The following is a 23,472-nucleotide window of genomic DNA, read 5'->3' as shown; positions in this document are numbered from 1 at the left end:
GCAGGAAGCCATGTAGGCTCCTGCTTTTTTCTGTGGTTATTCTGGCATGTTGCCGACAGTAGGATCGACGACGAAATCTGGCTTGAAGCCTTCATATTTTACTTCGGATACCATTCCTTGCGCAGCATGGCCCAAATCGTGGCAGTGGAACATCCAGTCTCCTGGATTGTCAGCTTCAAAAGCAACTACGTAAGATTCACCCGGCAAAATGTTCAGCGTATCTTTAACCAGAGGAGAGCCTGAGATAGGCTGACCGTTTTTGCTTAATACTTGGAAGAAATGTCCATGCAAATGCATCGGGTGGATATCTTTTGGGGATTTGTTCACCAGTGTGACTTTGACCAGATTTCCTTTTTTGACGTTGAGCGGAGGGACATTTGGGAACGTTTTACCATTGATGGTAAAGGCCATTTTTCCATCTGCCGTTTCCGTGTTCAGATCCATTTGATACGTGATGTCATATTTCTGCTCTAGTGTAAAGCTGCTTTTTGCCGCCTCACCGTATTTGGTAATGTCTATCGTCGGCATATCGCCAGCTTCGGATTTGGCTGCTTTTGATTCCGAGCCTTCGTAGACGATGGGCACGACAAGGGACTTGGCGCCTGGATTTGTGCTGCGCTCCTCTAGTAACCATTTGCCTGGATTGTTTGCGACAAATTCGAGATCATATCGTTCTCCTGGTCCGATGTTGAGGAGCTGGCCGCCTACTAGTGGCGGGTTATTGATAGGTTGCCCGTCTGTTGCTACGATTTTAAATTCATGACCTTGCAGGTTCAGCTTGTGGTTCAAGTATCCGGCATTGACCAGGCGGATTCTGACCTTCTCACCTTCTTTAACAGATAGCGGCTGGATGGCCGGGCCTGTTTTTCCGTTCACGGAAAAGATCGTATACATCAGCGGCATCATCTCAGCGTCACTCATGGGCATCTCCATACTGGCCATGTTGTGACCACCAGTGGACGAGCTATCGGAAGAAGGGGCAGTGGTGCCATGGCTCATGCCACTTCCGTGCATTTCCGCCATGCTATCGTCCTGCATCCATTCATCCAAAACGAGGGTAAAGTCCTTATCAACAGGCTCTGGCGTAGCCGGTTCCACCACAAGTGAACCGTACAACCCTTTGTCTACCTGCTTAGCACTGTTTTGATGCGAGTGGTACCAGTATGTCCCGGCAACGTCCACTTTGAATTTGTAGGTGAAGCTTTCGTTTGGTCTTACGGCATTTTGGGTAACCCCAGGGATTCCATCCATATTATTTGGGACGGGTAAGCCATGCCAGTGAATGGTGACCGGCTCGGGCAATTCGTTTTTCAACGTCACGCTGATGGTTTCCCCTTGTTTGACACGAAGCTGTGGACCTGGAACGGTTCCATTGTACGTCCATGCGTTTTTCATGGTCTTGTCATCGAGGTGGAGCATATTTTCTTTTGCCGTGAGGGTAAACGTAGTGCCTGTAAGCACCTCCATAGACGAGTCGCTGGATGTAGACATCTGTTGTGGTTGAGCTTGTGCGGATATTTCGGGTGAAGAATTCATGTTGTGTCCATTATGATCCATCGTGGTATTGTCAGTGGCAGTTGAGCATGCCGATAACAGCAAAACGCCACCTAGAACCAGTAGATAAGCCCATGGGCGTATTGTCCGTTTGTTCATGTGCACTTTTTCCTCCTTTTCGCTGTTGGTGAAAGCGTACCAAACGATTGTGTAGAAAACATGAAGACAGGATGTATGACACTTCTGTTACGCATTGAACAAAAATGGGAAAGTAAGCGTGAACAAATGCTATAATGGAGTATCGTACATAGAAGTAATCAGTAGAATCGGACAGGGATGGTGTTCACGTGTGGGTAACGTAGATTTTGCGAGCTTGCCTTGGAATGTTTTTTGGGTTGGAGTCGCTTATTTTTTGGTCACAGGAGTCTTTTTCTGTCTTGGATTTATGCGGTTGCTCTCCGAACGGGTGAAAAGTGGCGTCGCATGCATGGTGATTGCGGTTGTCAGCGGTGGTCTTTTCTTGAATTATTTGTTTACTCATCATATTTAAATTGGGATAATCAAGCGAAAATCCTCGTCGGTGCTGGTAATCGATGGGGATTTTATTTTTGTCTTGTGTTTCCTGTTTCGATTGGCGAAAATGGTAGTGATAGGGGAATGACCGTGGTTGATGTCGCTTTCCTTCGGGGGATACCGATTCCAAAGCAACCATTCCTCACCAATTGGAAGAGATGATACATACAAGCTTTTGGATTTGACATGACATCAAGCAGAAACTTATTGGCTCAAAGGTTTATCAACAAATGACAATCAGGAATGTCAATACAACTCGCAAAATTTACGAACGAATGCAGGCTGTTGATCCGTAAATCTTTTGTGACAAGTAAACACGTTGCATTTTGCATCTGACAGTGGTGGTCTGCGATGATCAACAATCGTGAAGCTGATGGGGGAAACTATACCAGCAGCTTCTTTTTTTGTTCCGCGTTTTTACCGGGAAAAAATAGGGTCAGAATGTAAACAGTTTGTAACGAGTTATCCCCCGAAACCGTCATATAATCAGGTTACACACAACTACTCAGCAAGAGTCTAACGTAAGACAAGGACCGGGTAATTTCCTTGTGAGACCATCCACTATAAGGAAGGTGTGAGGCATATATAAGGGAGTAAGCGAACCAAAAACAACGAGATAGTGAGTAGTTCATCACATCCTGAATACGGGCAACGATGATGGGAAGAATTCATTTTCCATAAAGATAATGAACGAGACCAACCCCCGCTTTCGCACGATTCCAGAAACAGGGGTTTTTGCATTCATAGAGCACGCAATTCCCGATGTGTAATGACTGCCCCCAACAACAAAGGACACTAACAGAACGGAAGGTAAAAGGGGAGAATGAAATGTTTTGCATGGCGAGCACGAAGAATCACCATAAAAATATGAAAAGGACGATGGGTACGAAAAGAAACAATAATCAGAACGAATTAATCACTCGCCAACATGCAACGATGGGAGGCCACCAGCATGCCTGAACCGATCAAAGGCTCCAGCAGTCGATACATGGCTGGGATCGACGGGCTTCGTGCGCTGGCGGTACTCGCAGTCATTATTTATCACTTGAATTACGACTGGGCACCCGGGGGATTGCTGGGTGTCGGTATTTTCTTCGTTTTATCGGGATATTTAATTACAGACTTATTAATTGCAGAATGGAATCGAAATGGCAGACTCGACATGAAAAACTTTTGGTTGCGCCGTGCCAAAAGACTGCTCCCAGCGCTGTTCCTCATGTTGTTTGTGGTGGTGGCAGGGGTAGCCATCTTGTCCCCAGCCCAGTTGGAAACCATTCGAGGAGATGTAGGAGCAGCCGTTCTGTACATGAGCAACTGGTGGCTGGTCTTTCATGACGTATCTTATTTTGAAAAATTCGGTCCGCCCTCACCGTTAGGCCATCTGTGGTCATTGGCGGTCGAAGAACAGTTCTATGTCATTTGGCCGCTGGTACTCGCGCTGGGACTACGCTTCCTGAAGCGCAGGGGGCCAATCATGATCATTACTTTGGTGCTGGCTGCACTATCTGCCATCCTCATGGCTGTATGGTATGAGCCAGGTCTTGATCCGAGTCGTGTCTATTACGGAACGGACACACGAGTATTCGGATTGTTGATCGGTGCCGCACTCGCCATGATGTGGCCGAGTCGGTTGCTTACGACGAACATTTCACAGAAAGCGCGAATTACGCTTGATCTCAGCGGTCTCTTGAGCTTAGGGATTCTTTTGTACAGCATTTGGAACACGAATCAATATGATGACTATTTGTACGAAGGCGGGCTCGTCCTTCTGTCTGTCGTCAGTGCCGTGCTGGTCGCCGTACTCGCACATCCGGCAAGCAGCTTGGCGAAATGGATGGGCTGCAAGCCACTGCGCTGGATTGGCGTTCGATCTTACGGTATTTATTTGTGGCATTACCCTGTTATCGTTTGGACGAATCCGTTTTTGGCGGAAAGGGAGTGGATGGCGATACCTGGAGCGGTTTTGCAGCTCCTCGCAAGCATTTTGCTGGCATCGTTGTCATGGAAATATCTCGAAGAGCCTATTCGGTATGGTGCATTAGGGAAAATCTGGAATTCCTCCAATAAGGCAGGGCAGAAAACAAAACGGTTAAACCGTGTTTTGGCCACTGGTTGCGCGATTGCTCTTTGTGTTACGTATTATGGGATCGCTTCGCTCACGTCAGATGCGACCGCTGGAAATGTGACGCAGCCAACTCAAACGGTCGCCGAGACAAAGGTTCCCGACAAGCCCCACGGTCCTGAGGTGCCAATCGTAGAGAAGAAGCCGGAAACGGTTCAAAAACCAGCTACTCCACCTACAAAACCGAAAAATGAGCAGAAGCCAACTAACAACGGACAAAAGCAGAAGCCTGCCGAGAAGCAGAAAGATTCGAATGCTTCCAAACAGCCTGACCAAAAACAGGAACCGATCAAAGCGATAGGCTCTGGTAAAGGGATCACTGTGATCGGTGACTCTGTCATGATTGATGTGGCTCCTTACATGGAGAAACTATTGCCAGGGATCGTCGTGGATGCCAAAATCGGAAGGCAAATGGCGCAAGCTCCTGACGTAATTGCGCAGCTCAAGGCAAAAGGCCAATTGGGAAATCGCGTGGTGATTGAATTAGGCTCGAACGGCGCATTTAGTAAAGGGCAGCTCGACAAGCTGCTGCAATCACTGGATGGCGTAGAGCAGATCATTCTCATCAATTCTCGCGTACCTAAACCGTGGGAAAGCGTCGTGAATAAGATGCTGGCGGAAACGGCTGCTGCCCATCCACATGTCGTTCTTGTAGATTGGTATACGGCAAGTGAAGGGCAAAGCTCTTACTTTTACAAAGACGGTGTTCACCCGAATAAGGAAGGCTCGCAAAAATACGCGGCACTCGTGGCGAGTGCAATCGCGCCGACGCAGCCAGAGAAGAAGCCGGAAGTGAAAGAGGAAGAGAAAGAGAAAGAGTCGGAAGTAGAAGAGACAGGGCAGATGGAAGGGGCACTGGAAGCAACCGAGGAGACCCCTATGGTAGAAATGGTACAATAAAACAAGAGAAGACCAGTGAACCAACTCGTTCACTGGTCTTTTTTATGTGAAAGGGCGTACAACCAAATATCATTTCCATCAAACAATAGCAGATCAGCTCATGGACTTTTTTCTCACTCTCCTGTACGATAGCTAACGGAAGAATAATGAATCGGGTGAAAGAAGGAACAATCATGATTCGGTCGTACTTGCTATTGCTTTTTTGTGTGACGTTGTGGGGCAGTAATTTTGTGTTCGGAAGCATGCTGGTTAAAGAGTTTCCTCCGCTGTTTTTGGCAGATGTACGCTTGCTTTTCACATCAATGTTTCTCATCATCTACGCGTGGCTGGCCAAAAAATTCGTAAAAATCACAGCGCGTGAGCTAGGACTTCTTGTATTGCTAGGCTTGATCGGGACGCTGGCGAATCAAACGGCGTATTTCAACGGACTCTTGACGACAGACGCGACAACGGCATCGTTGATTCTTTCCTTGTCACCGATCGTCACCGCAGTGCTGGCCTCTTTGTTTTTGAAGGAGCAGTTTACCTTGCGTATGAAGATTGGGTCTGGCCTGGCGCTCATGGGAACATTCTTCGTTGTCGGTATTGGTGCTGGACTCTCCGTTACCAAGGGAGTCTTACTCATTGTGATTGCCATGGTCGCATTCTCGTCTTCCATGATCATCATTCGCAAACTGACGCAAACCATCCAGCCGTTTATTGCCACGGTTTACTCGACGACGGTTGGCACGTTGTTTTTGACTCCTGCCGCGCTGTTGACAATCGAGCCCGGGACGCAGATCAGCCATGAAGTGTGGGCATGGGCGATGCTCATTTTGACCGCGATCCTCATGCAAGGAATATGTGGAATTGTCTGGAATCAGCAATTAAAGGTGGTAGGGACGGGCAAAGCAGCTATTTTTCTTAACTTGCAGCCCTTTGTAGCGATGCTGGTCGGGTTTTTACTGCTTGGCTCGCAGGTGACGTCGATTCAAGTCGGAGGCTCCTTGTTGATCGTCGTGGGTGTGATTGTTGCCAGTGTTCAAAAGAAACAAGCTGTTCAGCCATCGAAATCGGTATAGAGCTTACTTGCTCATAAAGAAAAGGACCTGATGGGAAGGTCCTTTTTTTGCATGGAAGGGAAACGAATGGACGCTATACGAATTTGTACATCAGGATATCATCTGCGTATTCATTGTTAGCCAGCTTGAATTCTTTCACTTTTCGTCCTTCTTCCACAAATCCAAGGCTTTTGTATAAAGCGATCGCTCTCAGATTGTTGGAGAACACCCCTAAGCTTACTTTTTCAATGAGCGGATGTTGCTCTGCCCAAGCTAACAACTCCTTCAATAAAACCTTGCCAATGCCCTTATTTCTGTGAGCTTTCTGGATCATCATTGTGATCAAACCTGTATGAGACAAACGCTTGCGAGCCGGAGATACGAACACGACCATGCCAGCCAATTCCCCGTTTATTTCCGCTACGAACATGGTGTCCCTGTCATTGTCGATGATGCTTTGTATCCACTCAAGCTGCTGCTCCATGGTTTTGTTGAACTCTTCGGAAACAGCAATGAAAAATTCACCTTCGCAAAACACATCACGTTGCATAGATAAAATGGCTGCCGCATCCTCGATGCGAACGAAGCGAATGGTCACTTTGTCTTCTGTATGTCTAGTCAATGATTTCATCCTTCCTACCATGTTGATGCCTACGCATTGTTTATCCAATACGACCTATATTTTGAAAGCTTTTCGTAATTGCGCCGACATCTCATCCAACGATTCTTGCGCTTGCTTAATAGTCTTATGGAATCCGATGAAGGAATGGATCAAGCCTTGTTCATTCCGATAGACGACATCGACACCGCTATCGCGTAGCTTGTCAGCATACGCTTTTCCGCCATCTCGCAACGGGTCATATTCGGCAGTAATCACCATGGCAGGAGGCAGGGCAGTGAGATCTGCACCATGGATTGGATCAAGATAGGGATTTTGCAGATCGGAAGGCGGTAGATAATGAGAGAGGAACCAATTCAGCAATTCCACATCCATCAAATAGCCACGCGCATTTTCCTGCATGGATGGGTAGGGAGTGGTGTCCACAATTCCTACGGCTGGATAAATTAATAATTGAAATACGATAGGCGGCCCCTGTCGTTCTTTCGCCATGAGACACACGACTGTGGCAAAATTACCTCCGGCACTATCTCCCCCAACCGCTATCCGCGATGGATCAATGCCAAATTGATCAGCATGAGCTGAAATATAAAGAAGAGAATCATACGCATCTTCCAATCCAGCAGGAAAAGGATGTTCAGGAGCGAGCCGATAATCAATAGAAATGACCACACATTTTGCGTTATTTGCGAAGTTGCGACATACCGAGTCTGCTGTATCAAGATTGCCAATCACAAAGCCGCCCCCATGAAAGTACACAAGTGCAGGGAAGGGGGCATGTCCTTCTGGTGTGTATATGCGAATCGGAATGGAACGACCTTCTAAGGGAAGCGAGAGATTCTCTACCTTTTTTACCTGTTCACGTTCCGCGCTTGAATCTCGATTTTGATCAGTCGCCATTCGCATTATCTGTGGTGTCAATTGGTTAAAGTCAACATCATGACGTGAGCGGTTGAAGACGTCTAATATTTGTTGAATCTGTGGATGAACGGGCATGTGGATGACCCCCTAATTGCATAATAGTTGGATAGCTTATATGCATGACCAGCAATGATCCACAAAAGAAGTTTTCTGGAAATCACAAGCTTGGGCCTTTCTCACAGAGAAACAATTATGTGGCTTGTGGCGAGGGGAGTATACGATAAATTTTCCGTGGGCGCCCTCGGTTCGTTGGCGTCTCTTCCCCAATGAGTTCGATAATGTTGTGCTCAGCCAAGTCACTTAAGATTCTTCGCGCATTGCGAGGTGTCATTCCCATCCATTCCGCGATCATCGAAGCGCTGATATATTTTTGCCCCAGCGCCTTTTGGACGGAAATGATTTTGTTAAAAGTGGTAATACTGACACCAGCTTTTTTCAGATTTTCGCTGATTTCTTTGTCCTGTGTCCAATATTCGTAGCTGATGCTGTTCGGCTGACGCAGCGGGCCTTCAATCGAACCATCATGGTCAACAAGGATCACGGCATCCTGATGGTTTTTGGCGTGACCGAGAGCAAGCTGTGCATTGCGCTCCGCAGACAATGCTGTGACACCGAAGCCGATTCCCATATTCGCGTGCGAATGGGTGAGCAGCTTAATTTTTTCCAAAAGGATCGTGGGGTGAAAATCTGGATTGTCTTCATACGATCCGCGGGTGGAAAAAATAATGAACTTGGAATTGCCGACCGCGACGAAGCTACCGGAAATCGACTCTGTGTAATCAAGTACGAGCTCTTGCAGCTTCAAATCGAGGCGCCGTAGCTCGTATGCGTTTGCAGGTTCATTCACGAGCTTTTCCATGTCGGATACCTCAATCAATTGAACTGCAATTTGGGAGCGCTTGAAGTGGAGCGTTTCACCCTCTTGCAGAATTTGCTTGAAAATCTCTCGAAATATAAAGCGCGTGAAGCCCATTCGGTATACTCTGATTCCTTGTCGTTTTAATTCTTCGGTGACGTAAAGCGTTCCTGTGACACAAGCGTCTACCTTGCCTTCCTGAATAAGGCGGGTGTGATAGGCTACCAATTCAGCTCTCTTTCTGAATTCTTTATACGGCTTTAGGTATGGATTCTCACAGTGCAGGCCCAATTCCTCTAAAGTCTCACGAAAATGCGCTTCCGAAATGGTGTCGAAGCTCACACGATCTAAAGAAAGACCATCGCGGTATACCAATTCGAGCAATACTTTGGTCAGGACACTTGAATTGACTTGCGGATAAAAGGCTTTTTTCTTGCCGATATGCGCTTTTGCCATAGAATAGGGGGCGACTCCAGAGAAGAACCAGATATCTGTTTCCATATCATTTTCGGCTACATAAGCAGGTACTTGTTCCACTCCTTGATAAACAAAGGAGGTGAGTAGGATGTGATCGGAAAACTCACGACCCACAGCTAGCATTGCATCTACTGAATCTTTTGGACCGACTATGCCAACTTTTATCATCAAAATATCCTCCAAAAAAGTTAAACTACGGGATAAACCATTCGTCAGGAAGGAGATCCATCCTTTCTACGCCATCTTAGTATGACAGTCTTTCTTATATAGATAAGATATAACCCATCAGATGGGTATGCGAGTTGTCGCGACCACGAAGCTTGAAATAGGGATGTTTTAGGGAAATTTTCCGTATTAATTGTTTTATATTTGACAACTTTCAGCAAATTCCTTTATGAATCGATGTAAAAAATAAAAAAATCAGAATTGACATTAAATAATTACGGCACTATATTGTTGAATTAAGGAATGTTTTAGGTCAATTTCCGTTAAAGAGGTTGTTCAAAAAGTTGTCTTTTGATCACGAAGTAGTCAAGAAAGCGAATTCGACATCGAATATGGCGTTCACCTCCGAAGTCCGGTGCTCATGTAGATGGCCTACACTGCGCTCCTCCTTCGTTCAGTTCTCGCCATCTTCTCGGTGCTGAAAAGTCAACTTTTTGAACTCGAACAAAAGGAGGGTACGTTGAATTTTCTTAATCTTTTTGCAAGTCTGGACTAGGGGGCGTATAGATGTCGCGTTATTTACTCAAAAGAATTTTGATGATGGTACTCACCTTGTGGATTATTGTAACGTTGACTTTTAGCTTGATGCATATGATCCCTGGTGATCCATTCGCGTCGGAGTCAGATCAGTTGCCCGAGCAAATATTGCTCAATCTGCGTGCCAAATATAATTTGGATGAACCGCTGCCGATGCAGTATTTGCTTTATCTAAAAAGTTTGGTCATGCTCGATTTAGGACCTTCTATTAAGTCGGAGACACGCGGTGTCAATGATATGATCAAAGATGGCTTCGGAGCATCTGCAATGATTGGTTTGCAGGCGATAGCGGTTGCCCTTTTTTTCGGACTTTTATTCGGAACAATTGCGGCATTAAACCGAAATACCTGGATTGATTATGCGGCAATGGTCATGGCTGTATTAGGAATTGCTGTACCCAGCTTTATCATGGCGCCGTTACTCATTAATTACTTGGCAATTAAATGGCCGTTATTCCCAGTAGCTACGCTTGCCAGCTGGAAACACTCGGTTCTGCCTTCACTCGCACTTGCTTTTGGACCTTTAGCCATCATTACACGCTATATGCGTACGAGCATGATCGACGTGATGAACCAGAATTACATACGGACCGCTGAGGCGAAAGGAATTCCGACTTTTCTGATAGTGATCAAGCACGGAATCCGCAACGCGATTTTGCCGATCGTCACGTTTATGGGACCGCTTATCGCGGGGTTGTTAACCGGAACGTTTGTTGTCGAAAAGATTTTTGCGGTACCAGGGATCGGCAAGTACTTCGTCGATGGCATTTTCAATCGAGATTATCCCGTTATTCTAGGAACGACAGTATTCTACAGTGCCATCTTGGTACTCATTATCTTCTTGATTGATCTGGCCTATATATTTATCGATCCACGAATCAAACTATCGAGCAGGGGGAGGTAGCCAATGGCGGTAGATCAATCAGTAAATGAGTTGTTTCGACCTAGAGCTCAAAAAGCAGATGGACAGATCGCCCAGATGCGACCGAGCCTGACTCATTTTCAACAAGTAGCGAGAAAGCTCGTTAGAAACAAGCTGGCCATGGTGGGTTTGACCCTGATTGTTATGCTGATAGCCATGGCGATCATTGGTCCACATCTCGTTCCGTATAGCTATTCCGATCAGAGTCTCTTGAATGCGAATCAGGAAATTTCGAGCGAGCATTGGTTCGGAACAGATGAGCTAGGGCGCGACATGTTTTCACGAACATGGTACGGAGCGCAGATTTCACTGATTATCGGAATATCGGCAGCGTTAATTGACTTGGTCATCGGAGTGACCGTCGGCGGTATTGCCGGATACATGGCCGGTCGAGGCAAAAAGGGAGACCGAATCGATACCATCATCATGCGATTGATCGAGGTCTTATACGGATTGCCATATCTGCTCGTGGTGATCATGCTGATGGTTGTCATGGAGCCTGGAATTGTTACCATTATCATCGCATTGTCCGCAACCGGTTGGGTAGGGATGGCTCGTCTCGTTCGGGGACAAATCCTGCAATTGAAAAACCAGGAGTTCATCATGGCAGCGCAAGTGCTGGGCGCCAAATTCCCTCGCATCTTGTTGCGCCACCTGATTCCGAATACCATTGGAGTCATTATCGTGAACTTGACGTTTACCATTCCGTCGGCGATATTTGCAGAATCTTTCCTCAGCTTTCTGGGATTGGGTGTGCAAGCGCCAATCGCTAGCTGGGGCACGATGACTAACGATGCACTCGGCGTCATTTTGACAGGGGATTGGTGGAGACTTTTCTTCCCGGCCTTGATGATTTCTTTGACGATGTTTGCCTTCAACGTTTTCGGTGATGGCTTGCAGGACGCATTGGACCCAAGAATTCGCGAGTAACCTCGCCACGAAGATAGGAGGATCAGACATGGCGGATCATTTGCTACAAGTAGAAAACCTCCGCGTACATTTCAAAACGTACGGTGGAGAGGTACAGGCTGTACGGGGAGTTACCTTTCATGTTGATCGTGGCGAGACGCTTGCGGTAGTGGGAGAGAGCGGTTGTGGAAAGAGCGTAACCGCCCAAGCGATCATGGGCTTGATCCCGAACCCGCCGGGAAGAATTGTGGATGGTCAGATTCGTTTTGACGGAAAAGTCATCACGGGGATGAGTAAGAAGGAATTGCTATCGGTTCGTGGAGCTGAGATCGGGATGGTCTTCCAGGACCCGATGACGGCACTGAATCCGACGATGAGGGTCGGCGCCCAAATCGTCGAGGGATTTGTTCGTACCCAGCAGGTCAGCAAAGAAGAGGCACGTAAAAAAGCAATGGAGATGCTGCGATTGGTTGGTATCCCCGATCCAGAAAAACGGGTGGATCAATACCCGCATGAGTTTTCCGGGGGAATGCGGCAACGTGTCGTTATCGCTATTGCGCTCGCCAATAATCCAAAGCTCGTCATTGCAGATGAACCGACGACAGCATTGGATGTAACGATACAAGCACAAATCTTGGACTTGCTCAAAGAATTACAGGAAAAGCAGCAGCTCTCCATTGTGATGATTACACATGATTTGGGTGTCGTAGCCGAAATCGCGCACCGGGCCGTGGTTATGTACGCAGGAATTGTGGTGGAAACAGGCAAGGTAGAGGATATTTTCGCAAATCCGAAGCATCCGTACACTTGGGGCTTGATGCGCTCTCTACCGCGGATCGATGGTGTGGAAAAGGAACGACTGGTACCGATTGAGGGAACACCGCCGGATTTATTCCACCCGCCAAAAGGGTGTCCGTTCGCTCCACGTTGTCAGTTTGCGATGGAAATATGCGAGCAGCAAATGCCGGACGCTTCCACATTCACCGAGGGTCACCAAGCTGCATGCTGGCTACATGATCCACGGGCACCGAAGCTGGAAGAACTGGTGGCAGTAGGGAGGCAGACGTAGATGAGCCAAGCGTTGGTTGAAGTTAAAAATCTAAAAAAGCATTTTGAGATCGGGAATGGGATTTCGCTAAAGGCAGTCGACGGCGTGACCTTCACGATTCATCGCGGTGAGACGCTCGGACTAGTAGGCGAGAGCGGCTGCGGTAAGTCGACATTGGGCAGAACGATGATTCGCCTCTATGAAAATACAGATGGAGAAGTTTTGTTCAAAGGCAAAAATGCACATCGCTTAAAAGGAAAAGAGGCAGAGCAGTTCCACCGCGACGTCCAAATGATTTTTCAAGACCCGCAAGCAAGTCTGAATCCGCGCATGACCGTCATGGACATTATTGCGGAGGGCCTGGATATTCACGGTTTGTCCCGTGGTGCAAGAGCGGATCGGGTCAAAGAATTGCTGGAGCTGGTTGGTTTGTCCAAGGAACATGCGAACCGATTCCCTCATGAATTCAGTGGAGGCCAAAGGCAGCGGATCGGGATTGCCCGAGCACTGGCGGTCGAGCCGGAATTTATCATCGCGGATGAACCGATTTCGGCACTTGATGTGTCAATTCAAGCGCAGGTCGTGAATCTATTGGAAGACTTGCAGCAGGACAGGGGTCTGACTTACTTGTTTATCGCCCACGATCTGTCCATGGTGAAGCATATTTCCACTCGAATCGGAGTGATGTACCTCGGCAAAATGGTAGAAATGGCAAACAGCTTCGAGCTGTACGCAAAGCCACTTCATCCATATACACAAGCGTTACTGTCCTCCATTCCGATTCCTGATCCGACAATCAAGCGGGAGCGCATCATCTTGCAGGGCGATTTGCCGAGTCCTGCCAACGCTCCAAGTGGTTGTGTTTTCCGAACAAGATGCCCAAAGGCCATGGAGCAATGCGCGGCACAGGTTCCTGAATGGCAGGAAGCCGCACCAAACCATTGGGTCGCTTGTCATCTCTATCAGTAGTTCGATTTTCTATCTTAATATATAGGGGGAAACAACGTGAAGAAATTAGCTGCTTTTGCCCTGTCGCTCTCGCTCGTCATTCCGGCTCTAGCTGGTTGCGGCGGTAGTGGCGAGTCAGCATCGACTGGAGGTACCACTGCCCCAGGCGCTGCTGCCAAACAAGAGGTTGTGTTCAATGCCAAGTCTGAGCCGCCAGATTTGAACCCACTCACGTCAACAGATACGACGTCCTTCTGGATCATGGATCACTTGGGGGAAGGTCTGTACACCAAGGATAAGGACGGCAATCCGATCTTGGGACAAGCCAAGGAAGTGAAGCTGTCAGATGACAAGCTAAAGTACACATTCATTTTGCGCGATGATGTGAAATGGACAAACGGCGAGCCAGTGACAGCCGAGGATTTTGCTTTCACGTATATGAAGCATCTTGATCCAGCAACTGCTTCGACTACGGCTTACCTCCTCTATTACATTAAAGGAGCAGAGGCATACAACAAGGGCACAGGAAAAGCAGAAGATGTAGGTATCAAGGCAGTGGATGCAAAAACGCTCGAAATCGAGCTGGTCGCACCTACCTCGTACTTTGACAAAATGCTCGCTACCCGTTACTGGCACCCAATCAACAAGAAGCAGGCAGAAGCGAATCCAAAATGGGCAGCAAATGCGGACAGCTACATCTCCAACGGTGCTTACAAGCTCGTTTCTTGGAAGCATGACTCTGAGCTAGTGGTAGAAAAGAACGAGCATTATTGGAACAAAGCGGACGTAAAAATGGAGAAGATCACCTGGAAAATGGTGAACGATGCCACGACTGCTTATCAGATGTACAAGAGTGGCGAGCTCGACTTCAACAAAGAGATGCCGTCTGACATCCTCGCGCAAGAAAAATCGAGCCCAGATTTTAAATCCGTTCCTTACTACGGTACGTACATGTACATGTTTAACGTAACGAAAGAACCGTTTACGAATAAAAAGGTTCGTAAAGCTTTCGCCATGTCGCTTGACCGTAAAGCGCTGTCCGAAATGGTAAGCCAAGGTGGAGAGACGCCAGCTTACTCCATGGTTCCGCGTGGAGCGATGCAGCCAAACGGAAAAGACTTCCGCGAAGAGGGTGGAGACTACTTCAAAGAAGATTACGAAGCGGCGAAGAAGCTGCTGGCTGAAGGTATGCAAGAAGAAGGCTGGTCCACACTGCCAGAAGTTACACTCATGTACAACACCGATGAAAGCCACAAGAAAATAGCGCAAGCGATCCAAGAAATGCTCAAGAAAAACTTGGGCGTAGAAGTGAAAATGACAAACCAAGAGTGGAAAGTATATCTGGATACAACCAAACAAAAGAACTATCAAATGGGCCGTATGGGCTGGGTAGGCCAAATCAATGATCCTTCATTTAACCTTGACTACTATTTGGGTGAAAGCCCTAACAACCGTACGGGTTGGGTGAACAAAGAGTATGATCAGTTGAATATGGCGGCAAAAGTTGAGCAAGACCCGAACAAGCGTATGGAATTGCTTCATCAGGCAGAAGCCGTTTTGATGGATGAAATGCCGTTCATGCCAGTCTACCACTACCAGCAAAACTATTTGGTGAAACCGAATCTGGAGGGTCTCACTTTCCCAGTCAACGCGTTCCCAAGCGCTCGCTGGGCAACGAAAAAATAGAAAAAAAGAGGAGCAATCTCCTCTTTTTTCTCTTTACATAATCCAACGAACATCCAGCAAAACAGGAAAGGATGATTTCTCGTGATTTTGGACTATCTGCAAGTGAAATCCGCGTATCAATTGAAGGTGGTACCGGAGCGTAGAGAGATTACCTTTTTAACGAAGCTGACAGGTATCGCGCAGTTGTGGCGCTGGAATGAAGAGTCCAACCGCTCGGAGCAAGTGACCTTTTTGCCTGATCGAGTAGTAGAAGTTACCCATTCCCCGTGTGGGACGAAAACGATTGTCGGTATGGACAACAAGGGAGACGAGCGGCAGCAATTCTTTTTGCTAACGGAAAATGGTGCAGTTGTGAAGCCGCTGACAGACGCTCCTGATTATTTTCACTATTTGGGTGGCTGGTCACCTTGTGGGCAAAAGATCGCGTGGTCCAGCAATCGTCGCAATCCGCGCAGCTTTGATATTTTTGTACAGGATGTCGAGAGTGGCGCGTATGAAGAAGTCTTCCGTTACGATGGGCGCACCGATCCAATCGGCTGGCTACCAGACGGGAGAGGACTCATTTTCAGCGTGCAGGAGACCAATATTGACAATTGCCTGTATTTGTTGAATCTGCAAACGAAGGAAGCACAAAAGCTCTCCATCTGCAGTAAACATGCGCGCTATCATTCCTTGGTACTGTCTAAAGACGGCCAAACGGGATATCTCGTAACCGACCGCGATGAAAATACGAAAGCGTTGTGCCGCTTTTCACTCCGTACAGGAGAGCTGGATAAACTGGTGCACGACCCGAAATGGGACATGGAGGCGACCCAATTATCCCCAGATGAGAAGTTTCTTGCCTTCACAATCAATGAAGGAGGCTACTCCATTCTTGCCCTCTATTCCTTGACAGAACAAAGCTGGAAGAGGGTAGAGGAAGCACCACGGGGCGTGATCTCTTCCTTGGCGTGGGTGACTGATGATCAGCTCGCCTATACATTGAAAAGTCCTACACTTCCAGGTGATATCTGGACGTACACCCTTTCGGAGCAAACCAGCAGGCGTGTGACAAACATTGGTCAATCCGATGCTCTGGAAGATAAACTCATCGAGCCGGAATTGTGCACGTTTCATTCGTTTGATGGCTTGGAAGTGCCGTATTTCCTTTATGCCAAAGAAACATCCGAACCTGCAGAGAAAAAACCAGTCGTCGTCTACGTCCATGGCGGGCCAGAGAGCCAAATTCGACCGGAGTATCATCCTGTTTTTCAATTTTTGGCGAACGAAGGCTTTACGGTGGTTGCACCGAATGTTCGCGGCAGCATGGGCTACGGTCGGGAATATGTCCAGCTTGATGATCGCCGCAAGCGGATGGATTCTGTAGCAGATTTGGCTTGGCTGGTCAAAGATTTAGGCAACCGCCCAAGCGTTGACCCGAATGCGATCGGCATCATGGGCCGCAGTTACGGAGGCTTCATGACACTGGCTGCGCTTACGCACTACCCTGACCTATGGGCCGCGGGTGTTGATATTGTGGGGATTTCCCACTTCAAAACCTTTTTGGAGAACACCGGGGAATGGAGAAGGAGATTGCGTGAGATGGAGTACGGGTTCCTCGGCGAAGACAATGACTTTTTTGAAGAAATTGCTCCTTTGAATCATTCGCAGAAGATCACGGCTCCGCTTCTTGTATTCCATGGGCGCAATGATACGCGTGTTCCTGTCAGTGAAGCAGAACAGCTCGTAGCAGACATGAGAGGCAGGGGGCAAGAAGTCGACTTGCACATCTTTGAGGATGAAGGTCACTTTACCGAAAAACTGGACAATCACATCACGTTGAATCAAAAGATTTCCCAGTTCTTTTTGGAGCAACTCGCATCCACCAATAAAATCGAGGAGTGATAAGCATGACGCAAGCAAAAAGAGGCATAACGGCTGAAGATTTGTATCAAATGCGGTACGCGAGTGATCCGCAGCTATCACCAGACGGAAAAACGCTTGCCTATGTAGAAAATCAAATCGATGAGTCCCACGCTTATCAAAATCACTTGTATTTACGAAAATTGGATGTAGATGATCCACTGCCCTTGACGTCTGGCTCCCGCGATACCTACCCGCGTTGGTCGCCTGATGGTTCAAAGATCAGCTTTGTCTCGAATCGATCAGGAAAACCACAGATTTGGCTGATCGATGCAAACGGAGGAGAGGCTAGGCAGCTCACGCGTTGCAAAAACGGCGTCAGCAATCCGACTTGGTCACCTGACGGCAAATATATTGTCTTCTCGTCGATCCTGGATGAGGGAGAAACGTTCGCAGACCTGGAAGGAGCTGAGGAGAAAGAAAAGGCCAAAGCCATTCATGTCGGGAGAATGAAATACAAATCCGATGATCTTGGTTTCATTTACGAGAAAAACAAACAGCTGGCTATTGTTCATGTAGAAACAGGCGAGGTTACTCCACTCAGCGATGGCCCGTACAATCATGCAATTGGCTCCTGGTCGCCGGATGGAAAATGGCTCGCCGTTACGGCGAATCGTTCAGAAGACCCTGATTTTCAGCACGGTGTTGACGTTTTTATCATTCCTTCTGAAGGGGGAGAATGGAAAAAGCTGACCAACAGCAAAGGGATTTTTGCCTATCCGACCTGGTCACCTGACGGTAAGAAGCTAGCATATATCGGAAGTGAATCGGACACGCATTTGTACGCAGCACAGAAGCGCATCTGGATATATGATTTTGAAAAGGGCGACTATTCTTGCATCACGGCGGATTGGGACGTTCAGGTTGGCGATTCCACCATCGGAGACATGCGCTCGCCAGGTCACCCGAATCCAGGTGCTGTGTGGACAGCAGACGGAAGAGGCATGTATTTCATCGCCAGCGAACGAGGAAATTCTGGCATTTATCACGTTACGCTGGACGGTCAAGTCACGACTGTTGTAACGGGGAATCGGAATATTTACGGCTTTTCGCTGCATGAAAACGAACAAACGGTAGTTGCTGCCATCAGTGATCCGTCTACGCCAGGGGACCTGTATCAAGTAAGTTTGAAGGACGGAGAAGAAAAACGTCTAACAGCGCTGAACGAAGAGCTATTTGCGGGCATGGAGCTCCCTGTTCCAGAAGAAATAGAGTTTGTCGCAAAGGATGGCTGGAAGCTGCACGGTTGGATGCTCAAGCCTGTCGGTTTTGAAAAAGGAAAAAAATACCCGATGGTTCTGCAAATTCATGGCGGACCTCACTCCATGTATGGAAATACGTTTTTCCACGAGTTCCAGCTGCTCGCTGCAAAAGGCTACGCCGTACTCTATACGAATCCGAGAGGGAGCTTTGGCTACGGAGAGCATTTTGTTCAGGCATGCTGCGGTGACTATGGAGGGAACGATTACCGCGATTTGATGACGGCCGTGCAATTTGCATGCGATCATTTCGATTTTGTCGATGAGGACCGATTGGGTGTCGCAGGCGGTAGCTACGGTGGCTTCATGACGAACTGGATCGTCGGTAAAACCAATCGATTCAAAGCGGGCGTAACCGATCGGAGTATTTGCAACTGGGTTAGCTTTTACGGTGTCAGTGATATCGGTTATTTCTTCACTGCGGAGGAGATTCAGGCAAATCCATTCACGAATCCGGAAAAAATGTGGCAGCATTCTCCGATCCGCTTGGTGGAGAACATCGAGACGCCTCTGCTGATCATGCACGGCGAACATGACTACCGGTGCCCAATCGAACAGGCCGAGCAGCTCTATGTAACATTGAAGCATCAAGGCAAGGCTCCGGTATCGTTTGTTCGTTTCCCGGGTGCCAGTCATGAGCTTTCCCGCAGTGGTGATCCCGAGCAACGCGTGTTAAGACTGCAATATACGACAGATTGGTTTGACAGCTATTTGGTTGCACACCAAAAAGAGAAAGTCGAAAAGCCATGAAATGCCAATAGGAGGTGCCCGTTTGTGAACAAAGAACAAGTGATAAGTATCGTGCAAGAAAATTTGCCGCATGCAATCGAGAAGCTGAAGCATTATTTGCGTTTTCCTACCGTATCCGCACAGCATCAGGCCATCCCAGAGACGGTTGAATACGTGGTCAAAATGATTCATGAGGTTGGCGGTGAGACAAAGGTACTCGACAATCTTGGCGGCAATCCAGTCGTGTATGCGTTTTTTGCAGCAGGCAGTGAGGGAGACGCCAGCAAAACCCTCCTCTTTTACGATCACTACGATGTTCAACCACCAGAACCGTTTCATGAGTGGAACACGGAGCCGTTCGACCCGACGATCATCGATGGAAAGCTGTATGCGCGTGGTGCTGCCGATAATAAAGGTGACCTCGTTGCGCGTCTGACGGCGATTCAGATTTTGCAGCAGCAGGCAGGCGGTTTGCCTTGCAACATCAAGTTCCTGATCGAAGGAGAAGAAGAGATCGGCAGCCCGAATCTGGAGCCATATCTCCAAGCGTACAAGGAGCTTTTCCAGGCGGATGCCTGCATTTGGGAATTTGGTGGAAAAGACGAAAATGAGCGAATCAGCATGGTTGCCGGGATCAAAGGAATGGCGTACCTAGAGCTGACCTGCGTTGGGGCAGAGATCGACATGCACTCCTCTGTCGGTGCGTATGTAGACAATGCAGCATGGCGCCTCGTACAGGCATTGGCGACGATGAAAAATCAGCAAAACGAGATTTTGGTCGAAGGCTTCTTCGAAGGGATCGAGGAACCGACAGCGGATGAAAAGAAAGTCGTTTCCGAATTGCCGTTCAGTGAAGAGGCGACAGCAGCGCTATACGGTTTGAAACGCCCACTCATTACCAAAGCAAACCATGTGGACCCACGCGAAGCCATGGTTTTTCACCCGACCATGACCATTTGCGGTCTGGATAGCGGCTATACAGGAGAGGGCGCGAAGACAGTACTGCCGAAAAGCGCGAAGGCCAAGCTGGATTGCCGCCTTGTCCCAGGGCAAGATCCACAGCACATCATGAATTGCATCGAGCATCATTTGGAGAAGCATGGTTTTACGGATATTACCGTCACCATGATCAACGGACAAAAAGCGTATCGCTCCGATTTCCATCATCCATTTGTTGCTCACGTACTGGATACGGCTCGCGTCATTTACGATCATGAGCCAGTGCTTTCGCCAAACGCCGCAGGCACAGGTCCGATGTATATTTTCGGTGAACAGCTGAAGCTTCCGGTTGTCAGTACAGGGGTAGGTTGGGTTGGCTGCAAAGTACATGCGCCGAACGAATCCATCCGTTTGAAGGACTTCGAGGAAGGAATTGCCCATATGGTTGTCATGCTCTCTGGATTTGCCAAAGCGCTGTCTAAGTAGCAACCAAATAGCGAAAAGGGGACCTTTCTTGTAAAAAGGTCTCCTTTTCAATTTGGCCCCCCTTGTAGCACTTCCAGAGTGGACTTTGCTTTTGTAAACCATGTACAATCGTAAAGGAAAGTGTACATATATCTACAGGAGGCGAAATGCGTGAACAGCGATACACATCCATTCGAAATCGCAACCTTTGCAGGCGGATGCTTTTGGTGCATGGTCAGTCCGTTTGACAAGATGCCAGGCATTCAAAAAGTCGTCTCCGGCTATACAGGCGGTCATGTCGAAAACCCAACCTATGAAGAGGTATGCTCTGATACGACGGGACACTATGAAGCGGTCCAAATCACCTATGATCCGTCGCTCATCTCCTACGAGGAATTGCTGCAAATGTTTTGGAGACAAATCGATCCGACTGACGCTGGTGGTCAATTCGGTGACCGGGGTCAATCGTATGCGCCAGCGATCTTCTATCATAATGAAGACCAAGAAAGGCTTGCGCAAAAATCCAAGCAAGAGTTAGATGCAAGTGGTCGTTTCCAAAAGCCCATTGCAACGCTAATTTTGCCAGCTAAGCCGTTCTATGCGGCGGAGGATTATCACCAGGAGTACTATAAGAAAAATCCGGTCCGCTACCAATACTATCGGGCGGCATCAGGCAGAGCGAAATTCACCAAGGAAGCATGGCGCGACCGTGCGAAGCAGGAAGAATTGAAAAAAATCTTGACCCCGCTTCAGTACGAGGTGACGCAAAATAACGGGACAGAACGTCCGTTTACGAATGAATTCTGGGACCACAAGGAAGAGGGCATCTACGTAGACATCGTCTCCAACGAGCCTTTGTTCAGTTCCTTGGACAAGTTCGATTCCGGCTGCGGGTGGCCATCCTTTACCAAGCCCATGCAAGAGGAAAACGTAACCGAACATGTGGATTTGACACATAATATGATTCGGACAGAGGTTCGCAGCAAAGAGGCAGATTCTCATCTCGGCCACGTTTTCGAGGACGGTCCTGGAGAAAATGGATTGCGCTACTGCATCAATTCAGCAGCATTGCGCTTCATTCCGAAGGATCGCTTGGAGGAAGAAGGCTTCGGGGAGTTTAAGCGATTATTCGAAAAAGAATAGAGTGTGGACCGCCACTCTCTGGGAAACTTGGGAGAAGGGCGGTCTTTTTGCTACACATACAACGAGGGAAACATACGAGCATGCAGGGAGGGTCCAATGTATACACAGACATCCTTACACAGACGAATTGGACTGTTACTCGCAGCAATCATGGTCTTAGCAGGCTGTTCTTTCGGTCAGGAGCCGCCGCACAACAATCAAATCGCACCGACTCCCCAAAACGTTGCCGAGGGTGGGACGTTAATCATTGTACGTATGTCGGATGCCACAAATCTCGATCCTCATTTTATCTTGACGATCAATGAGGCGAGTGTTATCCAAGGAAAAGTGTATGAAGGGCTCGTCAAACGAGATCGGAACATGAACATTCAGCCACAGCTAGCAACGGTATGGAAGCAAATCGACGATCTTACTTGGGAGTTTACTCTCCGACAAGGCGTTGTTTTTCACGATGGGACTCCCTTTCAAGCACAGGCGGTTAAGAAAACATTTGATCGTGTATTAGATCCGGCCGTGGCTTCTCCTCGAGCAGCCATGTTCGACAAAATAAAGCAGGTAAGAGTCATCAATCCGTACAAAGTGCAAATCATTCTTCACAAACCATTTGCACCATTGCTCTCTATTTTGGCTAATCACGAGGGGAGCATCATCAGCCCTACAGCAATCGATAAATACGGGCGGGAATTATCGCAGCATCCGGTTGGTACTGGCCCTTATCGGTTTCAATCATGGGAGCATGGCAGTCAAATCACGTTGAGCAAAAATCAGTTCTACTGGGGCGAAGCTGCTACGCTTGATCATGTCGTCTTCAAGGTTGTTCCGGATGATGCGGCTCGCATCGCGATGGTGGAGAATGGTGAAGCACATATTGCAGAGTCTATCCCTGTCATGGAGCTGGATCGAATTCAAGCATCGAACCAGATGCGTGTGTACCGCAGCGATGCACTCGGGACGGAGTTTATCGGATTTAATGTAGCACGTCCACCATTGAATGATATCCGTGTGAGGAAGGCCATCAGTATGGCGATCGAGACGGGAGCGATCATTAAAGGGGTGTATAACAATGTGGGAACAAAGGCGAATTCACCGATTGGCCCGCAAGTGTTCGGTTACAGTCCAACAGTGAAAAGCTACCCGTACGACATCAACCAAGCGCGTCGGTTGCTCGCAGAGGCGGGCTATCCAGATGGTTTTCCCATTCACATGATTACCTACAACAGACGGGATCGAATCTTGGTTGCCCAAGTGATACGGTCGCAATTAAAAGGAATCGGCGTCGACGCGGAGCTAAAAGTCGTCAGCTACGATGACTTTGTTCGAACCATCGAGCAAACGAAGGAGCATGAGATTTTTGTCAGTGGCTGGGGAAATGCAACCGGGGATGCTGACTATAATCAGTACAATTTGTTTCATACATCAGGTGGCGGGGCGGGCAACAGTTTTCAATACCGCAATCCCGAGCTGGATCGTCTCATCGAGGCTGGCCGTGTCGAAACTGATCCTGGAAAAAGACTCGCCATCTACGCAAAAGCACAAGAAGTGGAGCTGCAAGATGCTTTGGTTGTTCCGATTCGCAATCTGGAGAATTTGGCTGTGATTAGTAACCATATTCAGGGCTTCTCCATCAGTCCAGCGGGTTACTTGAATCTCGATCAGGTCGTGATTTCTCAATAAAACATGTAACGAAAAGCCCATCAATTATGTCATAATAGGTACGTACTTTTTTACCTACATAATTGGATCCGCTCCAAAACGAAAG

The 23,472-nt window shown here is 48.0% G+C and carries 17 protein-coding genes and 1 pseudogene; 14 read left to right on the top strand and 4 right to left on the bottom strand.

From position 1 onward, the window contains the following. Positions 1 to 36: 36 nt before the first annotated feature. Entirely contained in the window at positions 37 to 1,653 is a 1,617-nt protein-coding gene (locus HP401_RS01215; RefSeq protein WP_173603794.1) for a multicopper oxidase family protein, read from the bottom strand. 190 nt (positions 1,654 to 1,843) lie between these two features. Between HP401_RS01215 and HP401_RS01210 the strand changes: the two genes are divergently transcribed. The 4 genes and pseudogenes from HP401_RS01210 to HP401_RS01200 all read left to right on the top strand — a co-directional run bounded on the left by HP401_RS01210 (position 1,844) and on the right by HP401_RS01200 (position 6,150). Next, on the top strand, positions 1,844 to 2,044 hold the full coding sequence (locus HP401_RS01210) for a hypothetical protein (RefSeq protein WP_173603793.1): 201 nt from the start codon (positions 1,844 to 1,846) through the stop codon (positions 2,042 to 2,044). Between the two features lie 223 nt (positions 2,045 to 2,267). Further along, a pseudogene (locus HP401_RS29765) lies at positions 2,268 to 2,363 on the top strand (DUF1697 domain-containing protein); the annotation flags it as partial. 656 nt (positions 2,364 to 3,019) lie between these two features. Further along, positions 3,020 to 5,089, top strand: a complete 2,070-nt coding sequence (locus HP401_RS01205) for an acyltransferase family protein (RefSeq protein WP_173603792.1) — start codon at positions 3,020 to 3,022, stop codon at positions 5,087 to 5,089. Between the two features lie 173 nt (positions 5,090 to 5,262). Then, complete coding sequence (locus tag HP401_RS01200) at positions 5,263 to 6,150, top strand: DMT family transporter (RefSeq protein WP_172138260.1); 888 nt, start codon at positions 5,263 to 5,265, stop codon at positions 6,148 to 6,150. Between the two features lie 73 nt (positions 6,151 to 6,223). Here HP401_RS01200 and HP401_RS01195 read toward each other — a convergent pair whose 3' ends face one another. The 3 genes from HP401_RS01195 to HP401_RS01185 all read right to left on the bottom strand — a co-directional run bounded on the left by HP401_RS01195 (position 6,224) and on the right by HP401_RS01185 (position 9,170). Next, positions 6,224 to 6,751 (bottom strand): GNAT family N-acetyltransferase, encoded by a 528-nt coding sequence (locus HP401_RS01195; protein WP_173603791.1) that lies wholly within the window; start codon positions 6,749 to 6,751, stop codon positions 6,224 to 6,226. A 54-nt stretch (positions 6,752 to 6,805) separates the two neighbouring features. After that, on the bottom strand, positions 6,806 to 7,744 hold the full coding sequence (locus tag HP401_RS01190) for an alpha/beta hydrolase (protein WP_173603790.1): 939 nt from the start codon (positions 7,742 to 7,744) through the stop codon (positions 6,806 to 6,808). A 115-nt stretch (positions 7,745 to 7,859) separates the two neighbouring features. Beyond that, positions 7,860 to 9,170 (bottom strand): helix-turn-helix domain-containing protein, encoded by a 1,311-nt coding sequence (locus HP401_RS01185; RefSeq protein WP_173603789.1) that lies wholly within the window; start codon positions 9,168 to 9,170, stop codon positions 7,860 to 7,862. Positions 9,171 to 9,734: 564 nt separating this feature from the next. On the opposite strand from HP401_RS01185, the gene HP401_RS01180 reads away from it, so the two are divergent. The 10 genes from HP401_RS01180 to HP401_RS01135 all read left to right on the top strand — a co-directional run bounded on the left by HP401_RS01180 (position 9,735) and on the right by HP401_RS01135 (position 23,387). Then, the gene (locus HP401_RS01180; RefSeq protein ID WP_016740472.1) at positions 9,735 to 10,667 is read left to right on the top strand and encodes an ABC transporter permease; all 933 of its coding nucleotides are present in this window, start codon (positions 9,735 to 9,737) and stop codon (positions 10,665 to 10,667) included. A 3-nt stretch (positions 10,668 to 10,670) separates the two neighbouring features. Then, complete coding sequence (locus tag HP401_RS01175) at positions 10,671 to 11,615, top strand: ABC transporter permease (protein ID WP_173603788.1); 945 nt, start codon at positions 10,671 to 10,673, stop codon at positions 11,613 to 11,615. Between the two features lie 28 nt (positions 11,616 to 11,643). Further along, on the top strand, positions 11,644 to 12,663 hold the full coding sequence (locus tag HP401_RS01170; protein ID WP_064199613.1) for an ABC transporter ATP-binding protein: 1,020 nt from the start codon (positions 11,644 to 11,646) through the stop codon (positions 12,661 to 12,663). After that, positions 12,664 to 13,611, top strand: a complete 948-nt coding sequence (locus HP401_RS01165) for an ABC transporter ATP-binding protein (protein ID WP_173603787.1) — start codon at positions 12,664 to 12,666, stop codon at positions 13,609 to 13,611. It begins immediately after the preceding gene. Positions 13,612 to 13,647: 36 nt separating this feature from the next. Next, the gene (locus tag HP401_RS01160) at positions 13,648 to 15,276 is read left to right on the top strand and encodes a peptide ABC transporter substrate-binding protein (protein WP_173603786.1); all 1,629 of its coding nucleotides are present in this window, start codon (positions 13,648 to 13,650) and stop codon (positions 15,274 to 15,276) included. 81 nt (positions 15,277 to 15,357) lie between these two features. After that, positions 15,358 to 17,160, top strand: a complete 1,803-nt coding sequence (locus HP401_RS01155) for a S9 family peptidase (protein WP_173603785.1) — start codon at positions 15,358 to 15,360, stop codon at positions 17,158 to 17,160. Between the two features lie 5 nt (positions 17,161 to 17,165). Beyond that, entirely contained in the window at positions 17,166 to 19,187 is a 2,022-nt protein-coding gene (locus HP401_RS01150; RefSeq protein ID WP_173603784.1) for a S9 family peptidase, read from the top strand. Positions 19,188 to 19,211: 24 nt separating this feature from the next. Continuing rightward, a complete protein-coding gene (locus HP401_RS01145; protein WP_173603783.1) occupies positions 19,212 to 20,591 on the top strand; it encodes a M20/M25/M40 family metallo-hydrolase in 1,380 nt (459 codons plus the stop codon). Positions 20,592 to 20,741: 150 nt separating this feature from the next. Beyond that, positions 20,742 to 21,713 (top strand): peptide-methionine (S)-S-oxide reductase MsrA, encoded by a 972-nt coding sequence (gene msrA / locus HP401_RS01140; RefSeq protein ID WP_173603782.1) that lies wholly within the window; start codon positions 20,742 to 20,744, stop codon positions 21,711 to 21,713. A gap of 96 nt (positions 21,714 to 21,809) precedes the next feature. Beyond that, a complete protein-coding gene (locus HP401_RS01135; RefSeq protein WP_173603781.1) occupies positions 21,810 to 23,387 on the top strand; it encodes a glutathione ABC transporter substrate-binding protein in 1,578 nt (525 codons plus the stop codon). Positions 23,388 to 23,472 lie beyond the last annotated feature (85 nt).

The sequence above is a fragment of the Brevibacillus sp. HB2.2 genome, from assembly GCF_013284275.1.
In the GTDB taxonomy this organism is placed as follows: Bacteria; Bacillota; Bacilli; order Brevibacillales; family Brevibacillaceae; genus Brevibacillus; species Brevibacillus brevis_D.
Note: the sequence above shows the minus strand (reverse complement) of the source record. Positions and strands in the feature narration are given on the sequence as shown.

What these genes read in the sequence shown, in the direction of transcription:
- HP401_RS01215 (WP_173603794.1), bottom strand. Translation starts at nt 1,653, where the DNA reads ATGAACAAACGGACAATACGCCCATGGGCTTATCTACTGGTTCTAGGT.
- HP401_RS01205 (WP_173603792.1), top strand. Translation starts at nt 3,020, where the DNA reads ATGCCTGAACCGATCAAAGGCTCCAGCAGTCGATACATGGCTGGGATC.
- HP401_RS01200 (WP_172138260.1), top strand. Translation starts at nt 5,263, where the DNA reads ATGATTCGGTCGTACTTGCTATTGCTTTTTTGTGTGACGTTGTGGGGC.
- HP401_RS01190 (WP_173603790.1), bottom strand. Translation starts at nt 7,744, where the DNA reads ATGCCCGTTCATCCACAGATTCAACAAATATTAGACGTCTTCAACCGC.
- HP401_RS01185 (WP_173603789.1), bottom strand. Translation starts at nt 9,170, where the DNA reads ATGATAAAAGTTGGCATAGTCGGTCCAAAAGATTCAGTAGATGCAATG.
- HP401_RS01180 (WP_016740472.1), top strand. Translation starts at nt 9,735, where the DNA reads ATGTCGCGTTATTTACTCAAAAGAATTTTGATGATGGTACTCACCTTG.
- HP401_RS01175 (WP_173603788.1), top strand. Translation starts at nt 10,671, where the DNA reads ATGGCGGTAGATCAATCAGTAAATGAGTTGTTTCGACCTAGAGCTCAA.
- HP401_RS01170 (WP_064199613.1), top strand. Translation starts at nt 11,644, where the DNA reads ATGGCGGATCATTTGCTACAAGTAGAAAACCTCCGCGTACATTTCAAA.
- HP401_RS01165 (WP_173603787.1), top strand. Translation starts at nt 12,664, where the DNA reads ATGAGCCAAGCGTTGGTTGAAGTTAAAAATCTAAAAAAGCATTTTGAG.
- HP401_RS01150 (WP_173603784.1), top strand. Translation starts at nt 17,166, where the DNA reads ATGACGCAAGCAAAAAGAGGCATAACGGCTGAAGATTTGTATCAAATG.
- HP401_RS01135 (WP_173603781.1), top strand. Translation starts at nt 21,810, where the DNA reads ATGTATACACAGACATCCTTACACAGACGAATTGGACTGTTACTCGCA.